Source organism: Agromyces litoreus (assembly GCF_040496015.1).
Classification (GTDB): Bacteria; Actinomycetota; Actinomycetes; order Actinomycetales; family Microbacteriaceae; genus Agromyces; species Agromyces litoreus.
The window spans coordinates 297,972-316,731 of record NZ_JBEPKA010000001.1; the positions used below are offsets into that span (position 1 = coordinate 297,972).

An 18,760-nucleotide genomic window follows, 5' to 3' on the forward strand; every position below is an offset into this window, starting at 1 on the left:
CTAACCATCCTGCGGCACCTCGCGGATGCCGGCATCGTTCTGCTACTCCCGGACCCCGCGTTCAGGCAAATCTGGGGCTGCCTCCGTTACCTGTTCCTCCGGTCGCGCCCGCCGCCAGCGACGCCCAGCGATCATTGCGCCATGATCTTGGTCATCCGACGGCACAACGCGAACCGACAGGTACTGAAGCGGCGACAGCTCGGCGAACCCGAGGGCCTGAACGAGATGGGCATGATACTTGCCGCTAAGGATGATGAAGCCCTCCGGTGCAAGCGACGAGCGCGATCCCCCGTTCCGGCGAACGCGCTTCTGGTCATCGAGTTGCATTGCGACCGTTCGCACAGTTGAGCGGTGCACCGGACGACCCTCGGCAGCGCGGAAGAGGCGATCGACACGCACGGTGCCGGAGCGATGATCGAAGATGTGATCCACATCCGACGGCGGCAACTGCAGCAGGACGCTAGGCGGGAATGACGCATCGCGCCAGATCCATAGCACCTGAGTTCGCCCGAAAGCGCTTAGCGTTAGCTTCTTGTCTCGGTTGCCGGCGCCCGTGGAGAGGTACTCGGGCTTGACCCTGACCACTCCGAGCGAGAACGTCGCGCGCGTGTCACTGCCCGTAGCAACGAGCGCTAGAGCGCCGATGACCTCCGGCGGCAGCATCCATTTACCGTCGTCTTGACTCCATTTCGCATCTACATCGTGACCCGCGATCTGAAAGTCGAGCTTGTCGCCGTCGGCGAATTCGAAGGCACGCTGCGCGTTGATCTCGAAGATGGTGCCAAAATGCGTCTTCTCGGTCTTTGCTAGCTGATCCCAGCGATATCGACCAGTTTCTGCCCCGTTGTAGAGCGTGTCATAGGTATGTCTGAGGATCGCGGCCCATCGCTCGCCCGACGGGTCCAGCCGGAGAATCTCCTGGACGACTTCTTCGCGTTCAGAGTCGGGCTCCGGCTGCTCGTCAAGAAGTCGGGTCATATCGGATGACTCTACCGGCGAATCGCACGAGTGATCTGTCGCCACACAAACCGTGGACCGACGAGCGATTTGACGTCGACAGGTCGGCCAGATCGGAGCGTGGCCGTGGTCGCGTGTCAGCGGGTGGCATCCAGCGACCTCCTGGGCCGCGTCGGCCACACCGGCAACTCGACCGCGCCGCACCTGCACTTCCAGCTCATGGACTCCGCCGGCCTGATGACCGCGAACGGCATCCCCGGGCGGCGCGAACGGCTCCGCGCCGTGTCCGGAACCTGATCGCACGACCGGGGGCCGGATTGACGCGCCGCGATCAATCGGTATTCCGCAATGATCGGGATCGGTATTCTGCAAACGGTCTGATCGGTGGAAGGCAATCGCGATCCCATGTCACCGGGCCGTTCGAGGCCGGTGGAGACCTCCGGGCCCACCCCGATGCATCCGCCCTCACCCCGGCGCATGATCACCACGTAAACATCGGTAGTAGCCGGCCGCCCGCGCGCGGCGCCCAGCGCACGCGCGCGCACGACCGCCATCCGCAACGGAGGGGAGCGGATCATGGGCATGATCGACGGCAAGGAGCTCGACCCGGCCGAGGCGCCGGAGGTGCAACCGCGGGTGGTCGTCAAAGTCACCGATGCGGCGCGGCGCGAGCGGGCGTTGAAGGAGCGTCCGGGTGAGCGGCGGGCGGGGGAGCGGGAGGACGACGTCGGCCGCGAGCTGGTCGATGCGGTCGCGGTCCTCGGGGATGTGATCGCGGAGTACCAGGATCGGGTGGCCGGGGAGGCGTACCTCGAGCCGATGGTGGGGCGCGACGAGCGGGAGCGGCTCGGGCGGGGGCGGCGGGCCCGGTTCGACGGGTATGCGGCGATCACGGTGCGGGACGAGGCATCCGCTGCCGAGCTCGCGAAGGAACTCGACGCGCGCGACGACGTCGAGACCGCCTACGTCGAGGGCGGGCCGACGCCGCCGCCGGTGAATGCGGGCGACGACCCGCGCAGCGGGAACCAGGGGTACCTGGATGCCGCGCCCGACGGCATCGACGCGCGGTGGGCGTGGGGTGCGACGGATGGCACGGGCATCGGGTTCGTCGACCTCGAGCAGGGGTGGACGCTGAACCACGAGGACCTTGCGGCGGCCGGCATCACGATCATCTCGGGCGTCAGCCAGGCGTACGCGTGGCACGGCACGGCGGTGCTCGGGAGGTCGCGGTCGACAACGCGAAGGGCGGCATTGGCATCGCGCCCGCGGCATCCGCTCGGTGAATCGACCAGCGGTGCGCTTCGTTCAGCCCGAGCCTTCCGTGCCGGAATCCTCGACCGCCTCGATCAGCACCGGGATGCTCGCCTCCGACCCGTCGTCCGTCGTCACCCGTAGGGTCGCCTCATACGTGCCCGGACTGTCGGGGTCGAACAGCAGTGAGATGGAGCACGGCAGGTCGGGGGTGACGGTCTGGCCGGTGCATCCGTCGTTGTCGACGCTGAACTCGCCCGACGTGTCGAGCGCGATCGAGTCGACTACCGCGGATCCCTCGTCGACGTTCACCTCGAAGAAGGCGAAGTAGGGCAGGCCGAACGGGAACTCGACCGTGGCGCTCGACGCCCCGCTCGTCTCGACCCACGTGAGCCGGACCTCGTTGGTCTCGACGGGCTCCTCGGTCTGGGTGACGTCGTCGGTATCGGGCTCCGGGTTCGCTTCGGGCGCGGACGTCTCCTGGGAGCCGATGGGATCGGCCGTCGCGCACCCGCCGAGCACCGCGAGGAACAGTGCCGCGGCGCCGGCCGCGGCTGCGAAGCGTGGGATGGCGTGCATCGTCATCCACCTCCAGCCGTGAATTCGATTCGGATGTCCCCGTCGTCGCGGAGCACGATGACGGGGCCTTCGCCGCTGCGCCAGCCGTCGGGCAGCAGGAAGTAGGAGCCGTCGGACTTCAGCAGCAGCCGGAGCCCGTCGTACCGGACGACGTACCGGCCGCCGTCATCGACCGGCTGCGGCTCGGCGGGCGGCTCGAGGCCGAGCGGGACAGCGCTGAACACCACGACGGATGGCAGGCGCCCGAGCTGCTGCTCGACATCCCGTCCGCGACCCCGGCCGAGCGCGTCGGCGTACAGCGTCGACCCCCAGAACAGGCTCGCGACGACGATCGTCGCGATGAGCACGACGCCGCTCCGGCCCCACAGGCGGGCGAGGCGCTGCTTCGGGTCGGCGGCGGTGCGGCGGAGCACGGTCGCCGACGTGCCGGCGAGCAGGGCGCTGACGCCGAGCACCATCGGCGCGGCCAGGTAGTGCGTGCCCGGCGCGAAGCCGACGAACATCGCGCGCAGCGCGACGAGCACCCCGACGAGCGCGAGCGCCAGGGCGATCGTGGCGCCGATGCGGACCGGATGGCGCAGCTCCGGCCGGTCGAGCAGCACGTTGACGCCCGCGATGAGGCTCACCCACAGCAGCCCGCCGAGGCAGATCAGGATGATGGGCACGATGACCGCATCGGCGCTGCGCAGGATGTAGTCGGTCGGCGTGAAGCCGAACACGCTCGCGTCGACGCCGAGGTAGCGGCTGCGCGAGTTCGTGAGCGTCCAGCCGAACCAGAACGCGAGTGCCGTGAGCACGGTCGTGAACGGCAGGAGCACGCCGATCCACTCGATGACGACCTTCGAGGTGGGGGTCGCGGGCTCGGGCGCGGCGGATGGCGTGTCCTCGGGCGGTTCGGGGACGCGGTCGTCGACTCCGGTCGGGCCGTTCATCATGTGCTCCGCGTGCCGTGCGGCGGGCCACGTCCGTCGCCGTGCTCGACCAGTGTCCCGCGAATCCGACGGCCGTCGCGTCAGGGTGCCCACCGAGTCATGGATCCCGCGCGGCTACGCCTCCGGCTCCCCCTGCAGTGCACGCACCTCGATCGGCGTCCGCAGCGCGCGCGACGCGCGCGTCGCCCACTCGACGGCAGTGGCCTCGCCATCCGCCTCGATGACCCAGAAGCCGCCCACGTAGAGCGGCGCCTCGACGAAGGGCTCGTCGAGCACGCGCGGCTCGGCGCCCGAGGAATCCACGGTCTTCGCCGTCGACGGCGGGTGCAGGCCGCCGGCGAAGCGGAACGCGCCGGACTCAACGAGCGCGGTGTTGAACTCGTCGACCGCGGCCATCACGGCGGCGAGCTCGGCCGGGTCCATGGCCTGCATGGACTCCATCGTCGGCTCCTCGGCCGAGTCGTGGGGCATGGTCAGGAAGTACTGGGTCATCGGTCGGTCCTCTCGTGAGCGGGCGGAGGTCGCCCTCACTGAAGACGTCGAACGGAGGTCGACGCGATCGACATCCCTGCCGACCCGTCCCTCGATTCGAGCCGGCACGAATCTGTACAGAAATATGTACAGATTCAGCCTCGATGCGTTGAGCCGTCGGGCGCCGTGCTCCACAGCGCCCACGCCACGAGCACGGGCTGCAGGAACAGGCGCAGGAACCGCGCGCGGTCGGTGCGCATGAGCGGCACCGAACGGCCCGTGCGCCAATGGTGGACGTTGCCGGGGAACACGGCCACGAAGAACGCGGCGATCACGAGGCCGACGCGCCGCCGTTCGTGGGGCAGGGCGACCGCGGCCGTGCCGAGCAGGATCTCGGCGGCGCCCGAGGCGATCACGACGGCATCCTTGTCGGCCGTCTCGGTCGCGAGCCAGTCGGGCACCGCGATGCGAAACCCCTTCCGCGCCCAGAACAGGTGCGAGAGACCGGCGAACACGAGCATGCCTGCGAGCAGCCAGCGCGCGACCGAGCGGATGACGGTGAGCGGGCCGGGGCGGCGGGGGCGTCGCGTTCGGGCGGGGCGTCGGGTGCGGGTCGGCATCGGGCCAGTGTGCCATCGCGTGAGCGACTCAGTCGCGCCACGCCCCCAGCTTCTCCGGGTTCATCATGATCCACACGTCGGCGACGCGTCCGGCGACGACGCGCAGGTTCACGACTCCGATCACCTCTTCGTCGCGCACGACCGCGAAGCCCGTGCCATCCATGGTCGCTCGCGGTTCGACGCGGTCGGTGGGGTTCTTCGCGAGGAGGCCGAGGAGGAAGCGCGCGACGTGGTCGGCGCCGAGCACCGGCTTGCGGGCCGCGGAGACGAGGCCGCCGCCATCGGAGCTCAGGGTCACTTCGGGGTCGAGCACGCGCATGAGGGCCGCGAGGTCGCCGGCCTGGGCGGCGGCGGCGAAGGCCGCGACGACGGCGTCGTGCTCGGCGCGCGGCACCTGGCGGGAGCGTTCGGCCGCGACGCGGCGGCGGGCGGAGCTCGCGAGCTGGCGCACGGCGGCGGGGGAGCGGCCCACGATCTCGGCGATCTCGGGGAACGGCACGGCGAATACGTCGTGCAGCACGAACGACACCCGCTCGGGCGGTGTCATCGACTCGAGCACGACGAGCAGGGCGCTGCTGACCGCCTCGTCGAGGGTCACGCGGTCGAGCGGGTCGGCGGCGTCACCCGTCGAGGCGGTGACCGATCCGGACCCGACACCGGCCGAGACCGTCGAGGCGGATGCCGCGGCCGGCCCGGTGCCGGCGGCGAAGAAGCCGGCGGGCAGCGGTTCGGGCAGCCACGGGCCGACGTAGCGCTCGCGCCGCGCCCGCGCGGTGCCGAGCAGGTCGAGGCACACGCGCCCGGCGACCCGGGTCAGCCAGCCCTGCGGGTTCGCGATCGCGGCGCGCTCGGCATCCGACATCCGGTACCAGCGCACGTAGGTCTCCTGCACGGCGTCCTCGGCCTCGCCGGTCGTGCCGAGCATGCGGTACGCGAGCGCGAGCAGCCGCCGACGCTCGTCGACCACGTCGGCGAGGTCGTCGCGGGCGAGCGCCGCGCGCCCGGCGTGCCCGGCAGCGTTCGCGCGGTCGCTGCCGTCGTCGCGGGCGTCGGCCCCGGTGCCATCCGTCGTCGTCATTCCATCCCTCATACCCAGCATGACGACACAGCGGCCCGAATCGTGAGCCGCCTCACACTCTCGGCTCCCATGTCGTCAGAAGAGCATGAGCAGAATCCACACGGCCGCGCTCGCGGCCTCGGCGGCCATCGCGTTCGTCGTGGGCGGGTGGGCGGCGTTCGCGCCCCGCGCGTTCTACGACTCCTTCCCCGGCATGCTCGGCACCTGGGTCTCGACCGACGGGCCGTTCAACGAGCACCTGATCCGCGACGTCGGCGCGCTGTACCTCGGCCTCGGGGCCGCGAGCATCGCCGGGCTCGTCTGGCGCAGCACCGCGATGTTCCGCGCGCTCGGCCTCGCCTGGACGACCTTCGGCGCGCTGCACCTCGGCTACCACGTCACGCATCTGGGCCACAACGAGGCCGCGGAGGACGCCGCCTCGATCACGTCCCTCGCGATCTCGCTCGCACTCGGCCTCGTGCTGCTGAGCCCCGGGCGTGAAGGGCGCCGAGCGGATGTCGCGAGCGCGACGGATGCCGCGTCCCGCACCACGACCCGCACCGCGACCCCCACCGCGGCATCCACCCGGACCGCCGCCGACACGAAGGAGATGACCCGATGAAGATCGCGATCGCCGGAGCGACCGGCGTCGTCGGACGCCACGTCACCGCCGCCGCCGAGGCGCGCGGCCACGACATCCTGCCGCTCACCCGAGGCGCCGGCTACGACCTCGCCCGGGGCACCGGCCCCGACGGCGCGTCGCTCACCGACGCGCTCGCCGGGGTCGACGCGGTGATCGACGTCACGAGCGTGCAGACCACCTCGGCCGCGCGGTCGCGGGACTTCTTCACCGCCGTCACCACGAACCTGCTGCGCGCCGAGCGCGAAGCCCGGGTCGGCCATCACGTCGCGCTGTCGATCGTCGGCATCGACGGGGTCGACGCGTCGTACTTCGCGGGCAAGCTCGCGCAGGAGCGCCTCGTCGACGCCGCGCCCGTGCCGCACACGATCCTGCGGGCGACCCAGTTCCACGAGTTCGCCGAGCAGGTGACGGCGCGGCTGTCGCTGGGGCGCCTGCTCACGCCGATCCCGATCGGGCGGTACCGGCCCGTCGCGGCGCGCGAGGTCGGCGAACGCCTCGTCGAGGTCGCGGCGGACGCCCCGGCCGGCCGGGCGCGCGACCTGACCGGCCCGCGCGAGGAACGGCTCGCCGACATGGTCCGCCGGATCTTCGCGCACGACGGCGTCCGCCGCCCGGTCGTCGAGTTCCCGTTCCCCGGGCCGTACGGCACGGCCTCGGCGTCGGGCGCGCTGCGCGGCGGTGCCGACGCGGATCGGGCGATCATCACCTTCGACGACTGGCTGCGCTCCGACGACCACACGCCGATCGGCGCGCGCACGGATGCCGCGGCATCCGCTCGCACCTGATCGCGGGGAGCTGCGCTCGCCGGCGGCCGGCCGCGTGCTACCGATGCACGTGCGCCGGTTCGCCGGTGAGGCTCGTGATGTCCTTCTCGGTGGCGTGCAGCAGTCGCTCGGCGAGGCTGCGCAGCGCGCGGGCGACCGCGAGCTCGTCGCCGATGGCCGGCACGTCGGGATCGAGGGGGTTGCGATCCGCCTTGCCGACGCCGGTGACGTCGTGCCCCGCCGGTGTGACCACGGTGGCCTCCGCGACCGTGTGGTTCTCTTCCTCGTCGATCTCGACGGTGACGCTCCACTGCTTCATCGCAGGCATGGAACCCACCACCCCTCCTGGTCGTTCCGCCCTCAGGGTACCGAGCGCTGCGGGCGGCGGCGCGGGCTCGCGGACGCCCGTCCCGAGGTCCGGTGGTCGCGCGCCGCGACGTCCGAATCCCGCCACGAATGGGCACCGCCGCGCGCCCGCGCCGCGGGAGAATCGAGGCATGCCCCGCCGCCACGCGACCCTCCGCACCGCCCTCGGCGACCTGCTCGTCGTCGCGGACCACGACGGGCTCGCGGGGCTGTACTTCCCGGGCCACTGGCATCCGCCCGCCCCCGACTCGCTCGGCGTCGCCGTCGACGCGGAGCACGACGCGCTCTTCCACCGGCTCGGCGTCGAGCTCGACGAGTACCTCGCCGGGCGCCGCATCCGCTTCGACCTGCCGCTCTCGCCGATGGGCGACGAGTTCCAGCATGCGGTGTGGGGGATGCTGCGCGAGATCCCGTTCGGTGAGACCGTGACCTACGGCGAACTCGCCGAGCGACTCGGCGACCGCAACCTCGCCCGACGCGTCGGCGGGGCGGTCGGACGGAACCCGATCAGCATCCTCGTGCCGTGCCACCGCGTGGTCGGGGCGGATGGCTCGCTCACCGGGTACGCCGGCGGCCTCGACCGCAAGCGCCGCCTGCTCGAGCTCGAGGGCGCCGAGGTCGTCGCGCAGCGCCGCCTGTTCTGACGCGGCCCGCGCCGCGCGCCGCGCGCCCGCGCCCCGCGCCCTCGCGAGTGTCCACTCGATGTCGCATCGCGCCCGCCGTTCCGACATCCGATGGACACTCGCGGCACCGCCGGATGGGGCGGCGAGCCGACCGGGGCGGTCGACGACGCGCGCGCCATACCGCATTCGGGCGAGGCGTCAACTCCCTGTCGCCGCGCGCGCCACGACGGTTGGCTGGGGTCCACATCACAGCACCAACGAGACCGGAGGCGCACATGATCACGACCACCAGCAGGAAGCGAGCCCTCAGGTTCGCCGCCGCGGGCGCACTGGCGCTCGGCGCGCTGAGCCTGACCGCGTGCGACGCCAGTGGCGTCGACATCGACCTCGACCCGACCGCGAGCACCGAGCCGACCGAGAGCGTCGACCCGACCGACGGCGTCGACGAGACCGAGGCGACGGATGACGCGGACGACTCCGGCGAGAGCGCCTACGACGGCCCCTACGACTCCGGCGTCCTCGACGAGATCGACTCGTACGTGGGCAAGCGCGTGACGATGACGGGCACGGTCGACCAGACCTTCACCGACTTCGCCTTCACCGTCGTGAGCGCCGACGGCGACATCGACCCGCTCCTCATCGTCGACCGCAGCGGCGAGGACGGCCCGGCGGTCGCATCGACCGTCGAGGTCACCGGCGTCGTCGGCGCGTTCGACGCCGGCCAGCTCGGCGACGACTGGGGCATCGAACTCGACGAGGACGTCTTCGGCGACTGGGAGGGCCTCTACTACATCGACGCGGAGCGCGTCGAGGCGGAGTAGCCACCGACGAGTGTCCACGAACGGTCGCCCCGGCGCTCCCGGGGCGACCGTTCGCGGACGCTCGCGCCGCGCAATCGCGCGGAAGGGGACGGATGGCTCGCGCCACGGATTCGGCATGCCGCAACCCGGGGCGGCGAGGATCGCCACGAACCCGTACCATCGGGCGTACGCGTCGACCGTGACGCCGTCCCCCCGCGGCCCCTGAATCGCCGAACACCCCCAGAACCGACACCCCCGAACCCACCCCCGGAGCCCCGCTTGAGCGCCCCTGCCGACGACGAGCCGATGGACGAGTTCGCCGAGAACGACCCGAACCGCACCGACGCGGCGCCCTCGACGGCGTGGTGGACCGAGCGCGTGAACAGCACCAATGCGGGCAGCCGCGCGCGTCGCCGGGCCACGGGCCCCGTGCCGCTGCCGCCCGTGCCGAAGCCCGCCGATGTCGCCCAGGGCGACCGCACGCGCTACTTCCTCAGCTGCTTCGAGCCGGGCGGCGAGTTCGAGGCCGTGATCGTCGCGGTCACCGACGGCGCCCGTCGGCGGTACTTCACCTCGAACGACGGCACCAGCCTCACCGAGGTCGACGAGCTCTCGTTCGAGCAGCGCCGCAAGAGCGGCACCCGGTCGATGCTCGAGATCGACGAGCGCGAACTGCGACGGCTCGAGGACGAGCTCGACTTCACGCGCGCGCTGCAGGGCCGCGACCCCATCGCCGAGGCCGAGGCGGCCCGCCTGGAGGAGCAGGCCCGCGAGACGACGGTCGTACCGGTCGGAGCGGTGGACGCCGCATCCGTGCCGGCTGCCACCGGCGACCAGAAGAAGGAGGAACCGATGACCTTCGACGAGAACGACGAACTGCTGGCCGCCTGGCTCTCCCAGCTCGACGACACCGCCATCCCGCACCGCAGCCGCACCGGCGAGCAGCCCGAGGTGGAGGCCCCGGCCGACGACGCGGCGACGGCATCCGCGCAGCCGCCCGCCGAGCCGGTCGCGGCGCCCGCGCCCGCGGCGCCGGCGCCCGCCCCAGCATCACCTGCGTTCGGCGACGACGACTTCGACGCGGCCGGCGCGGCGGATGACGCGAGCGAGCGCGCCGAGCACGACGGCGCTGACGCCGCCGCGCACGCCGCCGACCGCAGCGACGACGGGTACACCGACGTCGCGACCCAGTACCTCGACATGGCGTCGGTGCTCGACGCCGCACGCGGCTTCGACGCGACGCCGAGCGCGGCCCCGACCGACTTCGACCCGGCGGCCTTCGCCGCGGCGGTGCAGCCCGACGAGGACGCGGACGACGCCGTTCACGAGTCGACCGAGCGGCCCGACGACGCCCAGCACGTCGGCGCCGAGGCCGACCACGCGTCGCCGAACGGGCGCGCGCACGGCGTCCCGGCCCCGACCGAGGGCGCCGAGCCGTCATCGCCGACCGAGCCGGAGCAGCCCGCGGCGGCCGACCCCGCGCCCGCGTCCCAGCCGCCGGCGCCGTGGCCGACGACGCAGTCCGACCACTGGTCGGCGCCGTCGGCCCCGCCCGCCGCGCCGGCCGCGTTCCCGGCCCCGCCCGCCGGCCCGGCCTTCCCGACCCCGCCCGCCGCCGCCGCCGCGTTCCCGGTCCCGATCGCCGACGCCGAGGAGGCCCCGACGGGACCGATGCGCACGCGCCGGTCGTACACCCAGCCCGGCGCGCCGGAGGCGCGACGCGACGCCGGCCACGGCGCGCACGGCCACCACGCGGCCCCGGCTCCCGGCCCCGTCCCCCAGCCGCACTGGACGGTCGCCGCCCCGCCGGCGTCGCACCACGCCGGGCCGTCGTACGCGGCTCCGGTCGGCGGCGCGGCCTCGGCCGTGCACCTCTCGGGCGCCGAAGGGCTGGTGCAGGTCTCGCTCGCCAAGGGCATCGCGTTCGTCGCGCACCGCGGCCGGCTCGACAAGAGCGGCCTGCCCTACATCGACCACCCCGGTCGCGTCGCGGAGCGGTTCGACCCCGAGCACGACCCGGTCGCGGCGGCGTCCGCCTGGCTGCACGACGTGCTCGAGGACACCCCGATCACCGCGCGCGAACTGCTCGAGGCGGGCATGATGCCCGACATCGTCGAGGTCGTGGAGCTGCTCACCCGGCGCCCCGAGGTGTCGGCCGACGAGTACTACGCCGCGATCCGCCGCCACCCGGTCGCGCGCCGCGTGAAGCTCGCCGACATCGACGACAACACGGCACCGTGGCGCCTGCGCCGGCTCGACTTCGCGATGCAGCACCGCCTCGCCGAGAAGTACCGGCACGCGCGGATGGCGCTCGGCGCCGAGTAGGCCCGCGTCGGGTCGGGGATCGCGCGCGCCCGAGCGCGTGACCTTCGTCCCATCCGCTCGTCTCGCGACGCGAGTACGGTGACGCCCGGAACGGCGCCCGTCCGGCGGCGCGCGTCAGCGACGACCGGATGGCGCGAGACAACTCGAGAACGTCCGGTCGAGCCGTGAGACAAGAGCGGGAACACCGGGTTTCAGGCGGCCCACGCGACGCGGGCCCTGCCCCGCGAGCATCCGCATCGCGGGCACGAGGGCAGCGCCAAGCAGAGCACGGCTGGTCCCACCCGCCACCGGACCTCCCCGGGGGGTCGGGCGCGCCCGCGCTCGGGCGACGCCGCGCCTATTCTTCGACGCCCGGCTCGTCGCCGTCCAGGCCGCCGTCGGTCGAGTCGGTCATCGGCTCGGCGTTGTCGGCGTCCCCGGGCCGATCATCATCTGGCCGCTTCACCGACTCGGCGTCGTCGCGCTGGTCCTCCAGCGGGGTGTCGCTCGGCGGGTTCGTGTCGCTCATGTCCGGCTCCTTCGCTCGGGCGGCGTCCGCCCGGGCGCCGCGGTGAGGCTGACCTCCCCAGCGTCACCCGCGCGGGTCCGGAGCGGCAGGGCTTGACATCGCGGCGGCACCCGAGCGCGCGAACACGAGCGTGTCGAGCAGCAGCTCCACGGAACGCTGCACGCGCTCGTCGGGCCAGCCCTCCGGGTCCTCGACCGACTTGACCTCGTAGCCGCGGCAGGTCAGGTAGAGGAGGTCGGCGATGCGGGCGGCCTCGTCGCGGTCGACCGCGCGGGCGCCGTCGAGGAAGCTCGCGTACGTGGCATCCGTCACCGACCGGAGCAGTTCGTAGGCGCGGTCGTGGCCCGCGCGCACGTCGGCGATGACCTCGATCCAGAGGCTGCGGAAGACGGACTCCTCAGGGGAGGAGGTGCACATCCAGCGCACCTGCGCGGCGAGGCGTTCGACGCCGACCAGGTCGCCGAGGGCCTCGCGGCGCTCGGCGTCCCACTGCGTGCGGGCGTGCTCGAGCGCGTTGGCCATGAGCTCGGCGCGGCTCGGCACGTAGTGCGTGATGAACGCCGTCGATCGCCCGAGCCGCTCGGCGACCGCCCTGAGCGTGACCGCGTGGGTGCCGCGCTCCCGTGCGACCTCGACGGTCGCGCGCGCGAGGTCGGCGAGGCGCTCGGCGGTGTCGACTTCGGCCGGCATCGGGTCCTCCTTCGCGTGGGCGGGGCAGCGGATGGCGCTCGGTCCGTTGACAATCCGCGGCCGCCCGCATAGGTTCACAACGGCGTTGTACAACAGTGTTGCACGGAGGAGCACGATGAGCGAGGACCGCACCCCCGAGGGCATCCGGAGCACCGCGGCCGACGGACCCGGCCGCGCCGACGGACCCGGCCGTCCCGCCAACGGCGGCGTCTCGTTCTGGATGCAGCAGGTCGGCGTTCCGACGCCGCGACCCGCGCTCGCGGGCGACCTCGACCTCGACGTCGCGATCGTCGGCGGCGGCTACACCGGGCTCTGGGCGGCGTACTACCTGAAGCGCGAGCAGCCCGACCTGCGCATCGCCGTGCTCGAGCAGCGGTTCGCCGGGTTCGGCGCGTCGGGGCGCAACGGCGGATGGCTCACCAACTCGGTCACGGGCGGCCGCGAGCAGTACGCGAGGAGCCACGGGCGCGATGCCGCGATCGCGCAGCAGCGGGCGCTCAACGACACGGTCGACGAGGTCATCCGCGTCGCGGCCGCCGAGGGCATCGACGCCGGCATCCATAAGGGCGGCGAGCTCGAGGTCGCGACCGCGCCCGCACAGCTCGCGCGCCTCCGCGCCACCGCGCAGGCCGAGCACGAGTGGCCGGGGACCGACCTCGAGGTGCTCGAGGCCCGGCAGGCCGCGGAGCGGGTCAACGTCGCCGGCGTGCTCGGCGCGCTGTGGCATCCGCACTGCGCCCGGGTGCATCCCGCGAAGCTCGCGCTCGGGCTCGCCGACGTGGTCGAGCGGCTCGGGGTCGCCATCCACGAGGGCACGCGCGTCACCGAGATCGCGCCCGGCGAGGCGCGCACCGCCCACGGCACCGTGCGCGCGGCGCACGTGCTCCGCGCGACCGAGGGGTTCACGCCGAACCTCGCGGGGGAGCACCGCACGTGGCTGCCGATGAACTCGTCGATGATCGTCACCGAGCCGCTCGCGGCATCCGCCTGGGACGAGATCGGCTGGAACGGCCGCGAGACGCTGGGCGACTTCGCGCACGTCTACATGTACGCCCAGCGCACCGCCGACGACCGCATCGCGTTCGGCGGGCGCGGCGTGCCCTACCGCTACGGCTCCCGCGTCGACCACGACGGGGCGACGCAGGCGCGCACCATCGAGAGCCTCACGGCGCTCCTGCACCGCTTCTTCCCGGTCACGTCGGAGGCGGGGATCGCGCACGCCTGGGCGGGCGTGCTCGGCGTGCCGCGCGACTGGGCCGCCACGGTCGGCCACGACCCGGCGACCGGGCTCGGCTGGGCCGGCGGGTACGTCGGCACGGGCGTCACCGCGACGAACCTCGCCGGGCGCACGCTCCGCGACCTCGTGCTCGGCCGCGACACCGAGCTCACGCGGCTGCCGTGGGTGAACCACCGCGCGAAGCCCTGGGAGGTCGAGCCGCTGCGCTGGCTCGCTGTGCAGGCGATCTACTCGGCGTACCACGCGGCCGACCGCGCCGAGGCGCGCGGGCGCGCGACGACGTCGCCGATCGCGCGGGTCGCCGACCTCGTCGCGGGGCGCTGACCGTCCCGATCAGGCTGCGGAGCTCGCCTCGACGTCCTCCTCCGGGTCGTCGTCCGCGAGGCACCTCGTGACGTCCGCCAGCGAGATGAGGCCGACCAGCCGACCGCCGTCGGTGACGTGCAGCCTCCGGATCCGGCGCTGCTGCATCATCCGCAGCGCCTCCCGGATGTCGCGGTCCACGCCGATCGTCGCCGGCGGACCGCAGGTGAGCTCCCCGACGCGCATCGCGTTCGGGTCTGCGCCGTCGGCGACGCAGGTCGTGACGATCTGGTGCTCGGTCAGCACGCCGCGGAGCAACTCCTCGTCGCTGCAGACGGGCAGCGATCCGATGTCGAGGTCCCGCAGGATCCGCGCCGCGTGGGCGATCGACTGCGTCTCCGTCACGTAGGCGGGGTCGGGGGTCATCAGGTCTCGTGCCAGGGTCATGATCTCTCCCTTCGCGGTTCATTCGGGTGCGATCACCGCGGCAGGCTACGTCGGTCGCACCCCGACCGCTGCGGGGTTGACGCTCGTCACGAGGGGCGTACCCTACGCGGGCTCGACCTCGGGGAACGTCCAGCTGCCGTCCAGCACCTCGTGCCGCGGCCGGTACATCCGCACGATGTAGTTCCAGCCGTCCATGAGGCCCAGGCGGTTCGGGCGTCCGTCGTCCGGGCCGCCGAAGTGCACGGTCACGCTGCCGTCGTCGTTCGGGGTCGCCGTGACGCTGTTCACGCTGACGAGCCCATCGGTCGCCTCCATGTAGCCGGCAGGGTCGTAGACGGTGACCGACCAGAACGCGTCGACGGGCACGTCGCGGACCGTCAGCGCGTACGCGCCGACCGGGAGCCTGGGCTCGACATTGACGTAGGCGGCCTCGGAACTCGGCAGGCCGCCCCATCCGGCGGCCGTCCCCAGCAGGTGGTGCACGGGGTCGACCTCGCCGCGCCGGCCGAACGCATTCGCGAACCCGCTGACGCCGCGCGCGAGTTCGAGCAGCGCGTTGCGCGTGGCCGTGAACGAGGCGTCGTCGTACTCCGGCATGGGGAACGCGTCGCCGGTCGGGGCGTCGAGGACGAAGGCGTCCTGCAGCGCGTTCACGGCCGCGATGTCCTCGTCGTCGGCGGGATCGACCAGCACGCGGGGCACGAGCACGGCCCACTGCGTGTCGACCTCGTCGGCGCGGACCCGGTGCTCGCCGGGCCCGTGGAAGATCAACGGGATGTAGTGGTCCTGGCTCACGACCATCACCGACAGGTAGCGATCGCCGGCGTCGGGCAGCGTCAACGTCACGCCGTCCGACACGTCCACGACGGCCATGCTGTACAGCGTGTCGCGGTTCTGCCGGATCACGGGCTGGTTGTCGATCGGCGTCGGCACGCGGTTGTGGACCCACCTCCCGGTGCCGCCGGCCTGCGCCGCGAGCGCGGCGAACATCCGGTTGGTCTCGGCGCGCACGAAGTTGTCGACATCGACCTGCTCGGCCATCGGCTCATCCCCCTGATCCACTGACGGTCGGGGTCAGCCTAGGCTCGGCCCGGATGCGCCCACGGGACCTCCGGCCCGGTGCGCCGGGCACGGGCCGGGCACGGGCCGGGCCGAGGAGGCCTCGCGCGTCGGAGGCGCACCATCCGCCGTCCGCTCCGCCGTGTCCGGTCCCGAAGTACCGTGGTCGCGTGAACGCGCCCACGTCGTCCGCCCCGTCGCGGGTCGGCGTGCGCGGCGCCCTCGCGACCGCGGGGCTCGTGCTCGCGACGTTCGGCGCCGTGCTGCCGCAGGCGATGAGCGCGCCGACCCTCGCGCTCACGGCCGAGTCGTACGGCACGACGGTCGCCGAGTCGAGCTGGGCCCTCACGGCCACGCTCATCGTCGCGGTCGCCTCGACGCCGGTGCTCGGCCGGCTCGGCGACGCGTTCGGGGCCCGCCGGATGCTGTTGATGCTGGTGCCCGTCGTCACGATCGGCCTCGTCATGGCCGCGCTCGCCCCCGACCTCGGCTGGCTCATCGCCGGACGCGCCGTGCAGGGCCTCGCGGGCGGCGCGTTCCCGCTCGCGATCGCGTGCGTGCCGCACGTCGTGCCCGAGCGCCGTCGGGCGGCCGCCGTCGGGCTCGTCACCGCGACCTTCGCCACCGGAACCGGCTTCGGCGTCGTGATCGCGGGCCTGCTCGTCGACCACGTCGGCGTGCGTGCGCTGTCGTGGGTGCCGCTCGGGTTCCTCGTCGCGGCCGAGCTGCTCATCGCCGCCGCGCTCCCGCACATCCCGACCCACCCCGACGTGCACCTCGACGTGCGCTCGGCGCTGCGCCTGTCGCTCGGGCTCGCCGCCCTGCTCGTCGCGCTCACCGAGGCGCCGCTCTGGCCGCTCCCGGCGCTCGCCGTGGCGGGCTGCCTCGCCCTCGGCGCCGGGCTCATCGCGGCCTGGCTCGTGCGCGAGCACCGCAGCCCCGATCCGCTCGTCGACCCGCGAACGCTCCGCCGTCGCGGCGTCTGGGCCACGCACCTGACCGCGCTGCTGCTCGGGGCGACGCTCCTCGGCAGCTTCGTGCTCCTGCCGGCGTTCGCCGAGGCCCCCGCCGAGACGGGGCGCGGGCTCGGGCGCACGGTGACGGATGCCGCGCTGCTGCTGCTTCCCGCCTCCCTCGCCATGCTCGCCGTCGGCCCGCTCTCCGGGGTGCTGCGCCGGCGCATCGGCACGCGCGGGCCGGTCGTGCTGGGGGCCGTGACGGCCGCGGCCGGCGGATTGGTGATCTTCGCCGCCACGCGCGACTTCCCCGCACTGCTCGTGGGCACGGTCCTCCTCGGCGCGGGCATCGCGGTCGCGTCGGCCGGCATGGTCAACGTGCTCGTCGACCAGGTGCCCGACGACGAGGTCGGCGTGACCACGGGCGTCAACGTCGTCGCACGGCAGGTCGGCGGCGCGCTCGGCGCGGCGGGCGTCGCGGCCGCGCTCGCCGTGGGCGGGGCCGCACCGGATGCCGCGGAGTACGGCGGCGCGTTCCTCCTGCTCGCGCTGCTCGCGGGGGCGGGCGTGCTCGCCGCGCTGCTGATCCCCGCGCGGCCGGGGCGGGTCGAGGCGCTCGCGCCGGGCCGGCGCCCGACGGAGTGAGCCCGACCCGCGGGATCAGGGCGACCAGACCGGCAGCGTCATCCGGGTGCCGGTCGCCCCGCCATGGGCGAGCTCCTGATGGGCGACCACCGTCGCCGCCGCGTCGATCGCGGGCTCGCCGGTGCCGGGGTTCCGCGCCCAGCGCGGGTGCGCGCCCGAAGCGAGCTGGATGCCGATGCGGTGCCCGGCCGCGAACCGGTGGAACGTCGGCCACAGCGTCACCGCCACCTCGCGGAAGCCCTCGCCGTCGGGTTCCGGGTCGGTCGCGGCCGAGCCGACCGAGCCGATGCGCCGGATGCCGTCGCACACGGTCATCGACCGTCCGTCCGGGTGCACGTCGGTGATCCGGGCGAACACGTCGAAGCTCGGTGCGCTCGAGCGGATGCGCACGGCCGCGACGGGTTCGCCCGCGAGGTCGAGCGGCGCGCCGAGCACGTCGGACCGGGCGGTCATGACATCCGCCCGCTCCTCGTGCTCGGCGTTGTCGACCGGCTCGGCGCCGCGCTGCTGCCACGGGCCGCCGAGCGCGGGCGTCGGGTGCGCCGGATCGTACGTGAACGACCGGACGCCCGCCGCCGCGGCATCCGGGGACATGCCCCCATCGGCGCCGAGCCGCCAGGTCTCGTCGGAGACGCCCGGCGGCGGCCACTCGGGGAGGTCGTGCCAGCGCTCGGCGCCGGTCTGGAAGGCGTGCACCGGCGCCGGGCGGTCCCAGGCCTCGCCGAGGAACACCTCGCGGAGGAAGGCCACGGTGTCGCGATGCGACGGTGCCCCGCGTCCCGGCGACCGGTGGCTCCACGGCCCGATGGTCAGGCGGGGCGGGTTCCCCGCGTCGACGAGTCGGCGGTACGAGCGCAGCTGCCCGGGCAGGAACAGGTCGTACCACCCGGTGCCCATGAGCACGGGCGCGGTCACGTCGGCGACGGATGCCGCGTGCGACTGCTCGGCCCAGTATCCGTCGTCGAGGTCCTCGTGCCGGAGCCAGTCCTGGTACCACCCGATCGGATGGCCCGCGGCGGCCGAGTCGCCGGCGCCGAGGGGGAGCACGTCGAGGGCCCGCTGTAGGGCCCGATCCGGCAGCAGCATCGCCAGCGGGTTCATGCGGCCCTGCCGCATCCGATCCATGCCCCGACTCCAGCCGAGCGCGGTGTTCAGGGCGAACGCCCCGTGCTCCCACGCGACCGGACCGAAGTCGGGCATCGTGACCTCGGCGACGAGCGCCTTCGGCGCATCCTCCGACTGCTCGCCATGCAACCGCCCCGCCGCTGCCCACACCGCGTACCCCATGTAGCTCTCCCCGGTGGCCGCGAGGCGACCCGTGAACCACGGCTGGCGGCGCACCCAGCGGTACGTCGCGATGCCGTCGGCCTGCTCGTCGACCCACGGCCGGAACTCCCCGCCCGAGCCCTTCGTCCCGCGGCAGCTCTGGAACAGGACGGTGAACCCCGCGTACGCGAGGACGCGCGCGATCGTGCCGATGCCGCCGCGCCGCCCGTACGGGCTGCGGATCACCACCGTCGGCAGGCG

At 73.5% G+C, this 18,760-nt stretch carries 21 protein-coding genes; 9 read left to right on the forward strand and 12 right to left on the reverse strand.

What is annotated here, in order from left to right; genetic code table 11:
• Positions 1-42 precede the first annotated feature (42 nt).
• Positions 43-978 carry a NaeI family type II restriction endonuclease gene (locus tag ABME01_RS01460; RefSeq protein WP_353826569.1) on the reverse strand — a complete coding sequence of 312 codons (936 nt, stop codon included), beginning with the start codon at positions 976-978 and terminating at the stop codon, positions 43-45.
• 105 nt (positions 979-1,083) lie between these two features.
• Between ABME01_RS01460 and ABME01_RS01465 the strand changes: the two genes are divergently transcribed.
• Positions 1,084-1,254: a M23 family metallopeptidase gene (locus tag ABME01_RS01465; RefSeq protein ID WP_353826570.1), complete on the forward strand. Its 171-nt coding sequence runs from the start codon at positions 1,084-1,086 to the stop codon at positions 1,252-1,254.
• A 279-nt stretch (positions 1,255-1,533) separates the two neighbouring features.
• A complete protein-coding gene (locus ABME01_RS01470) occupies positions 1,534-2,352 on the forward strand; it encodes a S8/S53 family peptidase (RefSeq protein WP_353826571.1) in 819 nt (272 codons plus the stop codon).
• Here ABME01_RS01470 and ABME01_RS01475 read toward each other — a convergent pair.
• From ABME01_RS01475 to sigJ, 5 genes are all read right to left on the reverse strand, one after another.
• Positions 2,263-2,787, reverse strand: coding sequence for a hypothetical protein (locus tag ABME01_RS01475; protein WP_353826572.1), 525 nt, complete (start codon positions 2,785-2,787; stop codon positions 2,263-2,265). The genes ABME01_RS01470 and ABME01_RS01475 overlap by 90 nt on opposite strands.
• 2 nt (positions 2,788-2,789) lie before the next feature.
• Positions 2,790-3,719 carry a hypothetical protein gene (locus tag ABME01_RS01480; RefSeq protein WP_353826573.1) on the reverse strand — a complete coding sequence of 310 codons (930 nt, stop codon included), beginning with the start codon at positions 3,717-3,719 and terminating at the stop codon, positions 2,790-2,792.
• A gap of 114 nt (positions 3,720-3,833) precedes the next feature.
• The gene (locus ABME01_RS01485; RefSeq protein WP_353826574.1) at positions 3,834-4,211 is read right to left on the reverse strand and encodes a YciI family protein; all 378 of its coding nucleotides are present in this window, start codon (positions 4,209-4,211) and stop codon (positions 3,834-3,836) included.
• Between the two features lie 134 nt (positions 4,212-4,345).
• Complete coding sequence (locus tag ABME01_RS01490) at positions 4,346-4,810, reverse strand: DoxX family protein (protein ID WP_436407380.1); 465 nt, start codon at positions 4,808-4,810, stop codon at positions 4,346-4,348.
• Positions 4,811-4,838: 28 nt separating this feature from the next.
• A complete protein-coding gene (gene sigJ / locus ABME01_RS01495) occupies positions 4,839-5,888 on the reverse strand; it encodes an RNA polymerase sigma factor SigJ (RefSeq protein WP_353826575.1) in 1,050 nt (349 codons plus the stop codon).
• A gap of 85 nt (positions 5,889-5,973) precedes the next feature.
• On the opposite strand from sigJ, the gene ABME01_RS01500 reads away from it, so the two are divergent.
• Both ABME01_RS01500 and ABME01_RS01505 read left to right on the forward strand, forming a co-directional pair.
• A complete protein-coding gene (locus ABME01_RS01500; RefSeq protein WP_353826576.1) occupies positions 5,974-6,489 on the forward strand; it encodes a hypothetical protein in 516 nt (171 codons plus the stop codon).
• Positions 6,486-7,295 (forward strand): SDR family oxidoreductase, encoded by an 810-nt coding sequence (locus ABME01_RS01505; protein WP_353826577.1) that lies wholly within the window; start codon positions 6,486-6,488, stop codon positions 7,293-7,295. Before ABME01_RS01500 ends, ABME01_RS01505 begins: the two co-directional genes overlap by 4 nt.
• A gap of 37 nt (positions 7,296-7,332) precedes the next feature.
• On the opposite strand, the gene ABME01_RS01510 is transcribed toward ABME01_RS01505, so the two are convergent.
• The gene (locus ABME01_RS01510; RefSeq protein ID WP_353826578.1) at positions 7,333-7,593 is read right to left on the reverse strand and encodes a DUF1876 domain-containing protein; all 261 of its coding nucleotides are present in this window, start codon (positions 7,591-7,593) and stop codon (positions 7,333-7,335) included.
• Between the two features lie 178 nt (positions 7,594-7,771).
• On the opposite strand from ABME01_RS01510, the gene ABME01_RS01515 reads away from it, so the two are divergent.
• The 3 genes from ABME01_RS01515 to ABME01_RS01525 all read left to right on the forward strand — a co-directional run bounded on the left by ABME01_RS01515 (position 7,772) and on the right by ABME01_RS01525 (position 11,388).
• Positions 7,772-8,284, forward strand: a complete 513-nt coding sequence (locus ABME01_RS01515) for a methylated-DNA--[protein]-cysteine S-methyltransferase (RefSeq protein WP_353826579.1) — start codon at positions 7,772-7,774, stop codon at positions 8,282-8,284.
• Positions 8,285-8,538: 254 nt separating this feature from the next.
• Positions 8,539-9,084: a hypothetical protein gene (locus ABME01_RS01520; protein ID WP_353826580.1), complete on the forward strand. Its 546-nt coding sequence runs from the start codon at positions 8,539-8,541 to the stop codon at positions 9,082-9,084.
• A gap of 258 nt (positions 9,085-9,342) precedes the next feature.
• Positions 9,343-11,388: a hypothetical protein gene (locus ABME01_RS01525; protein WP_353826581.1), complete on the forward strand. Its 2,046-nt coding sequence runs from the start codon at positions 9,343-9,345 to the stop codon at positions 11,386-11,388.
• 337 nt (positions 11,389-11,725) lie between these two features.
• Here the strand turns inward: ABME01_RS01525 and ABME01_RS01530 are convergent, their stop codons facing one another.
• Both ABME01_RS01530 and ABME01_RS01535 read right to left on the reverse strand, forming a co-directional pair.
• A complete protein-coding gene (locus tag ABME01_RS01530) occupies positions 11,726-11,896 on the reverse strand; it encodes a hypothetical protein (protein ID WP_353826582.1) in 171 nt (56 codons plus the stop codon).
• A 63-nt stretch (positions 11,897-11,959) separates the two neighbouring features.
• Positions 11,960-12,586, reverse strand: coding sequence for a TetR/AcrR family transcriptional regulator (locus ABME01_RS01535; protein WP_353826583.1), 627 nt, complete (start codon positions 12,584-12,586; stop codon positions 11,960-11,962).
• Between the two features lie 220 nt (positions 12,587-12,806).
• On the opposite strand from ABME01_RS01535, the gene ABME01_RS01540 reads away from it, so the two are divergent.
• Positions 12,807-14,147, forward strand: a complete 1,341-nt coding sequence (locus ABME01_RS01540; RefSeq protein ID WP_353826607.1) for an NAD(P)/FAD-dependent oxidoreductase — start codon at positions 12,807-12,809, stop codon at positions 14,145-14,147.
• Between the two features lie 9 nt (positions 14,148-14,156).
• Here the strand turns inward: ABME01_RS01540 and ABME01_RS01545 are convergent, their stop codons facing one another.
• The gene (locus ABME01_RS01545; protein WP_353826584.1) at positions 14,157-14,573 is read right to left on the reverse strand and encodes a CBS domain-containing protein; all 417 of its coding nucleotides are present in this window, start codon (positions 14,571-14,573) and stop codon (positions 14,157-14,159) included.
• 102 nt (positions 14,574-14,675) lie between these two features.
• Positions 14,676-15,614, reverse strand: coding sequence for a DUF1214 domain-containing protein (locus ABME01_RS01550; protein WP_353826585.1), 939 nt, complete (start codon positions 15,612-15,614; stop codon positions 14,676-14,678).
• 188 nt (positions 15,615-15,802) lie between these two features.
• Between ABME01_RS01550 and ABME01_RS01555 the strand changes: the two genes are divergently transcribed.
• Positions 15,803-17,233, forward strand: a complete 1,431-nt coding sequence (locus tag ABME01_RS01555) for an MFS transporter (RefSeq protein ID WP_353826586.1) — start codon at positions 15,803-15,805, stop codon at positions 17,231-17,233.
• A 15-nt stretch (positions 17,234-17,248) separates the two neighbouring features.
• Here the strand turns inward: ABME01_RS01555 and ABME01_RS01560 are convergent.
• The coding region (locus ABME01_RS01560; RefSeq protein WP_353826587.1) for a CocE/NonD family hydrolase at positions 17,249-18,760 on the reverse strand (1,512 nt) is incomplete at its 5' end.

Excerpts from the sequence above, each read along its gene's own strand:
- ABME01_RS01540 (WP_353826607.1), top strand. The coding sequence starts at position 12,807 with ATGCAGCAGGTCGGCGTTCCGACGCCGCGACCCGCGCTCGCGGGCGAC.
- ABME01_RS01490 (WP_436407380.1), bottom strand. The coding sequence starts at position 4,810 with ATGCCGACCCGCACCCGACGCCCCGCCCGAACGCGACGCCCCCGCCGC.
- ABME01_RS01485 (WP_353826574.1), bottom strand. The coding sequence starts at position 4,211 with ATGACCCAGTACTTCCTGACCATGCCCCACGACTCGGCCGAGGAGCCG.
- ABME01_RS01470 (WP_353826571.1), top strand. The coding sequence starts at position 1,534 with ATGGGCATGATCGACGGCAAGGAGCTCGACCCGGCCGAGGCGCCGGAG.
- ABME01_RS01520 (WP_353826580.1), top strand. The coding sequence starts at position 8,539 with ATGATCACGACCACCAGCAGGAAGCGAGCCCTCAGGTTCGCCGCCGCG.
- ABME01_RS01460 (WP_353826569.1), bottom strand. The coding sequence starts at position 978 with ATGACCCGACTTCTTGACGAGCAGCCGGAGCCCGACTCTGAACGCGAA.
- ABME01_RS01475 (WP_353826572.1), bottom strand. The coding sequence starts at position 2,787 with ATGCACGCCATCCCACGCTTCGCAGCCGCGGCCGGCGCCGCGGCACTG.
- sigJ (WP_353826575.1), bottom strand. The coding sequence starts at position 5,888 with ATGACGACGACGGATGGCACCGGGGCCGACGCCCGCGACGACGGCAGC.
- ABME01_RS01550 (WP_353826585.1), bottom strand. The coding sequence starts at position 15,614 with ATGGCCGAGCAGGTCGATGTCGACAACTTCGTGCGCGCCGAGACCAAC.
- ABME01_RS01480 (WP_353826573.1), bottom strand. The coding sequence starts at position 3,719 with ATGAACGGCCCGACCGGAGTCGACGACCGCGTCCCCGAACCGCCCGAG.
- ABME01_RS01545 (WP_353826584.1), bottom strand. The coding sequence starts at position 14,573 with ATGACCCTGGCACGAGACCTGATGACCCCCGACCCCGCCTACGTGACG.
- ABME01_RS01510 (WP_353826578.1), bottom strand. The coding sequence starts at position 7,593 with ATGAAGCAGTGGAGCGTCACCGTCGAGATCGACGAGGAAGAGAACCAC.
- ABME01_RS01530 (WP_353826582.1), bottom strand. The coding sequence starts at position 11,896 with ATGAGCGACACGAACCCGCCGAGCGACACCCCGCTGGAGGACCAGCGC.
- ABME01_RS01500 (WP_353826576.1), top strand. The coding sequence starts at position 5,974 with ATGAGCAGAATCCACACGGCCGCGCTCGCGGCCTCGGCGGCCATCGCG.
- ABME01_RS01515 (WP_353826579.1), top strand. The coding sequence starts at position 7,772 with ATGCCCCGCCGCCACGCGACCCTCCGCACCGCCCTCGGCGACCTGCTC.
- ABME01_RS01535 (WP_353826583.1), bottom strand. The coding sequence starts at position 12,586 with ATGCCGGCCGAAGTCGACACCGCCGAGCGCCTCGCCGACCTCGCGCGC.
- ABME01_RS01505 (WP_353826577.1), top strand. The coding sequence starts at position 6,486 with ATGAAGATCGCGATCGCCGGAGCGACCGGCGTCGTCGGACGCCACGTC.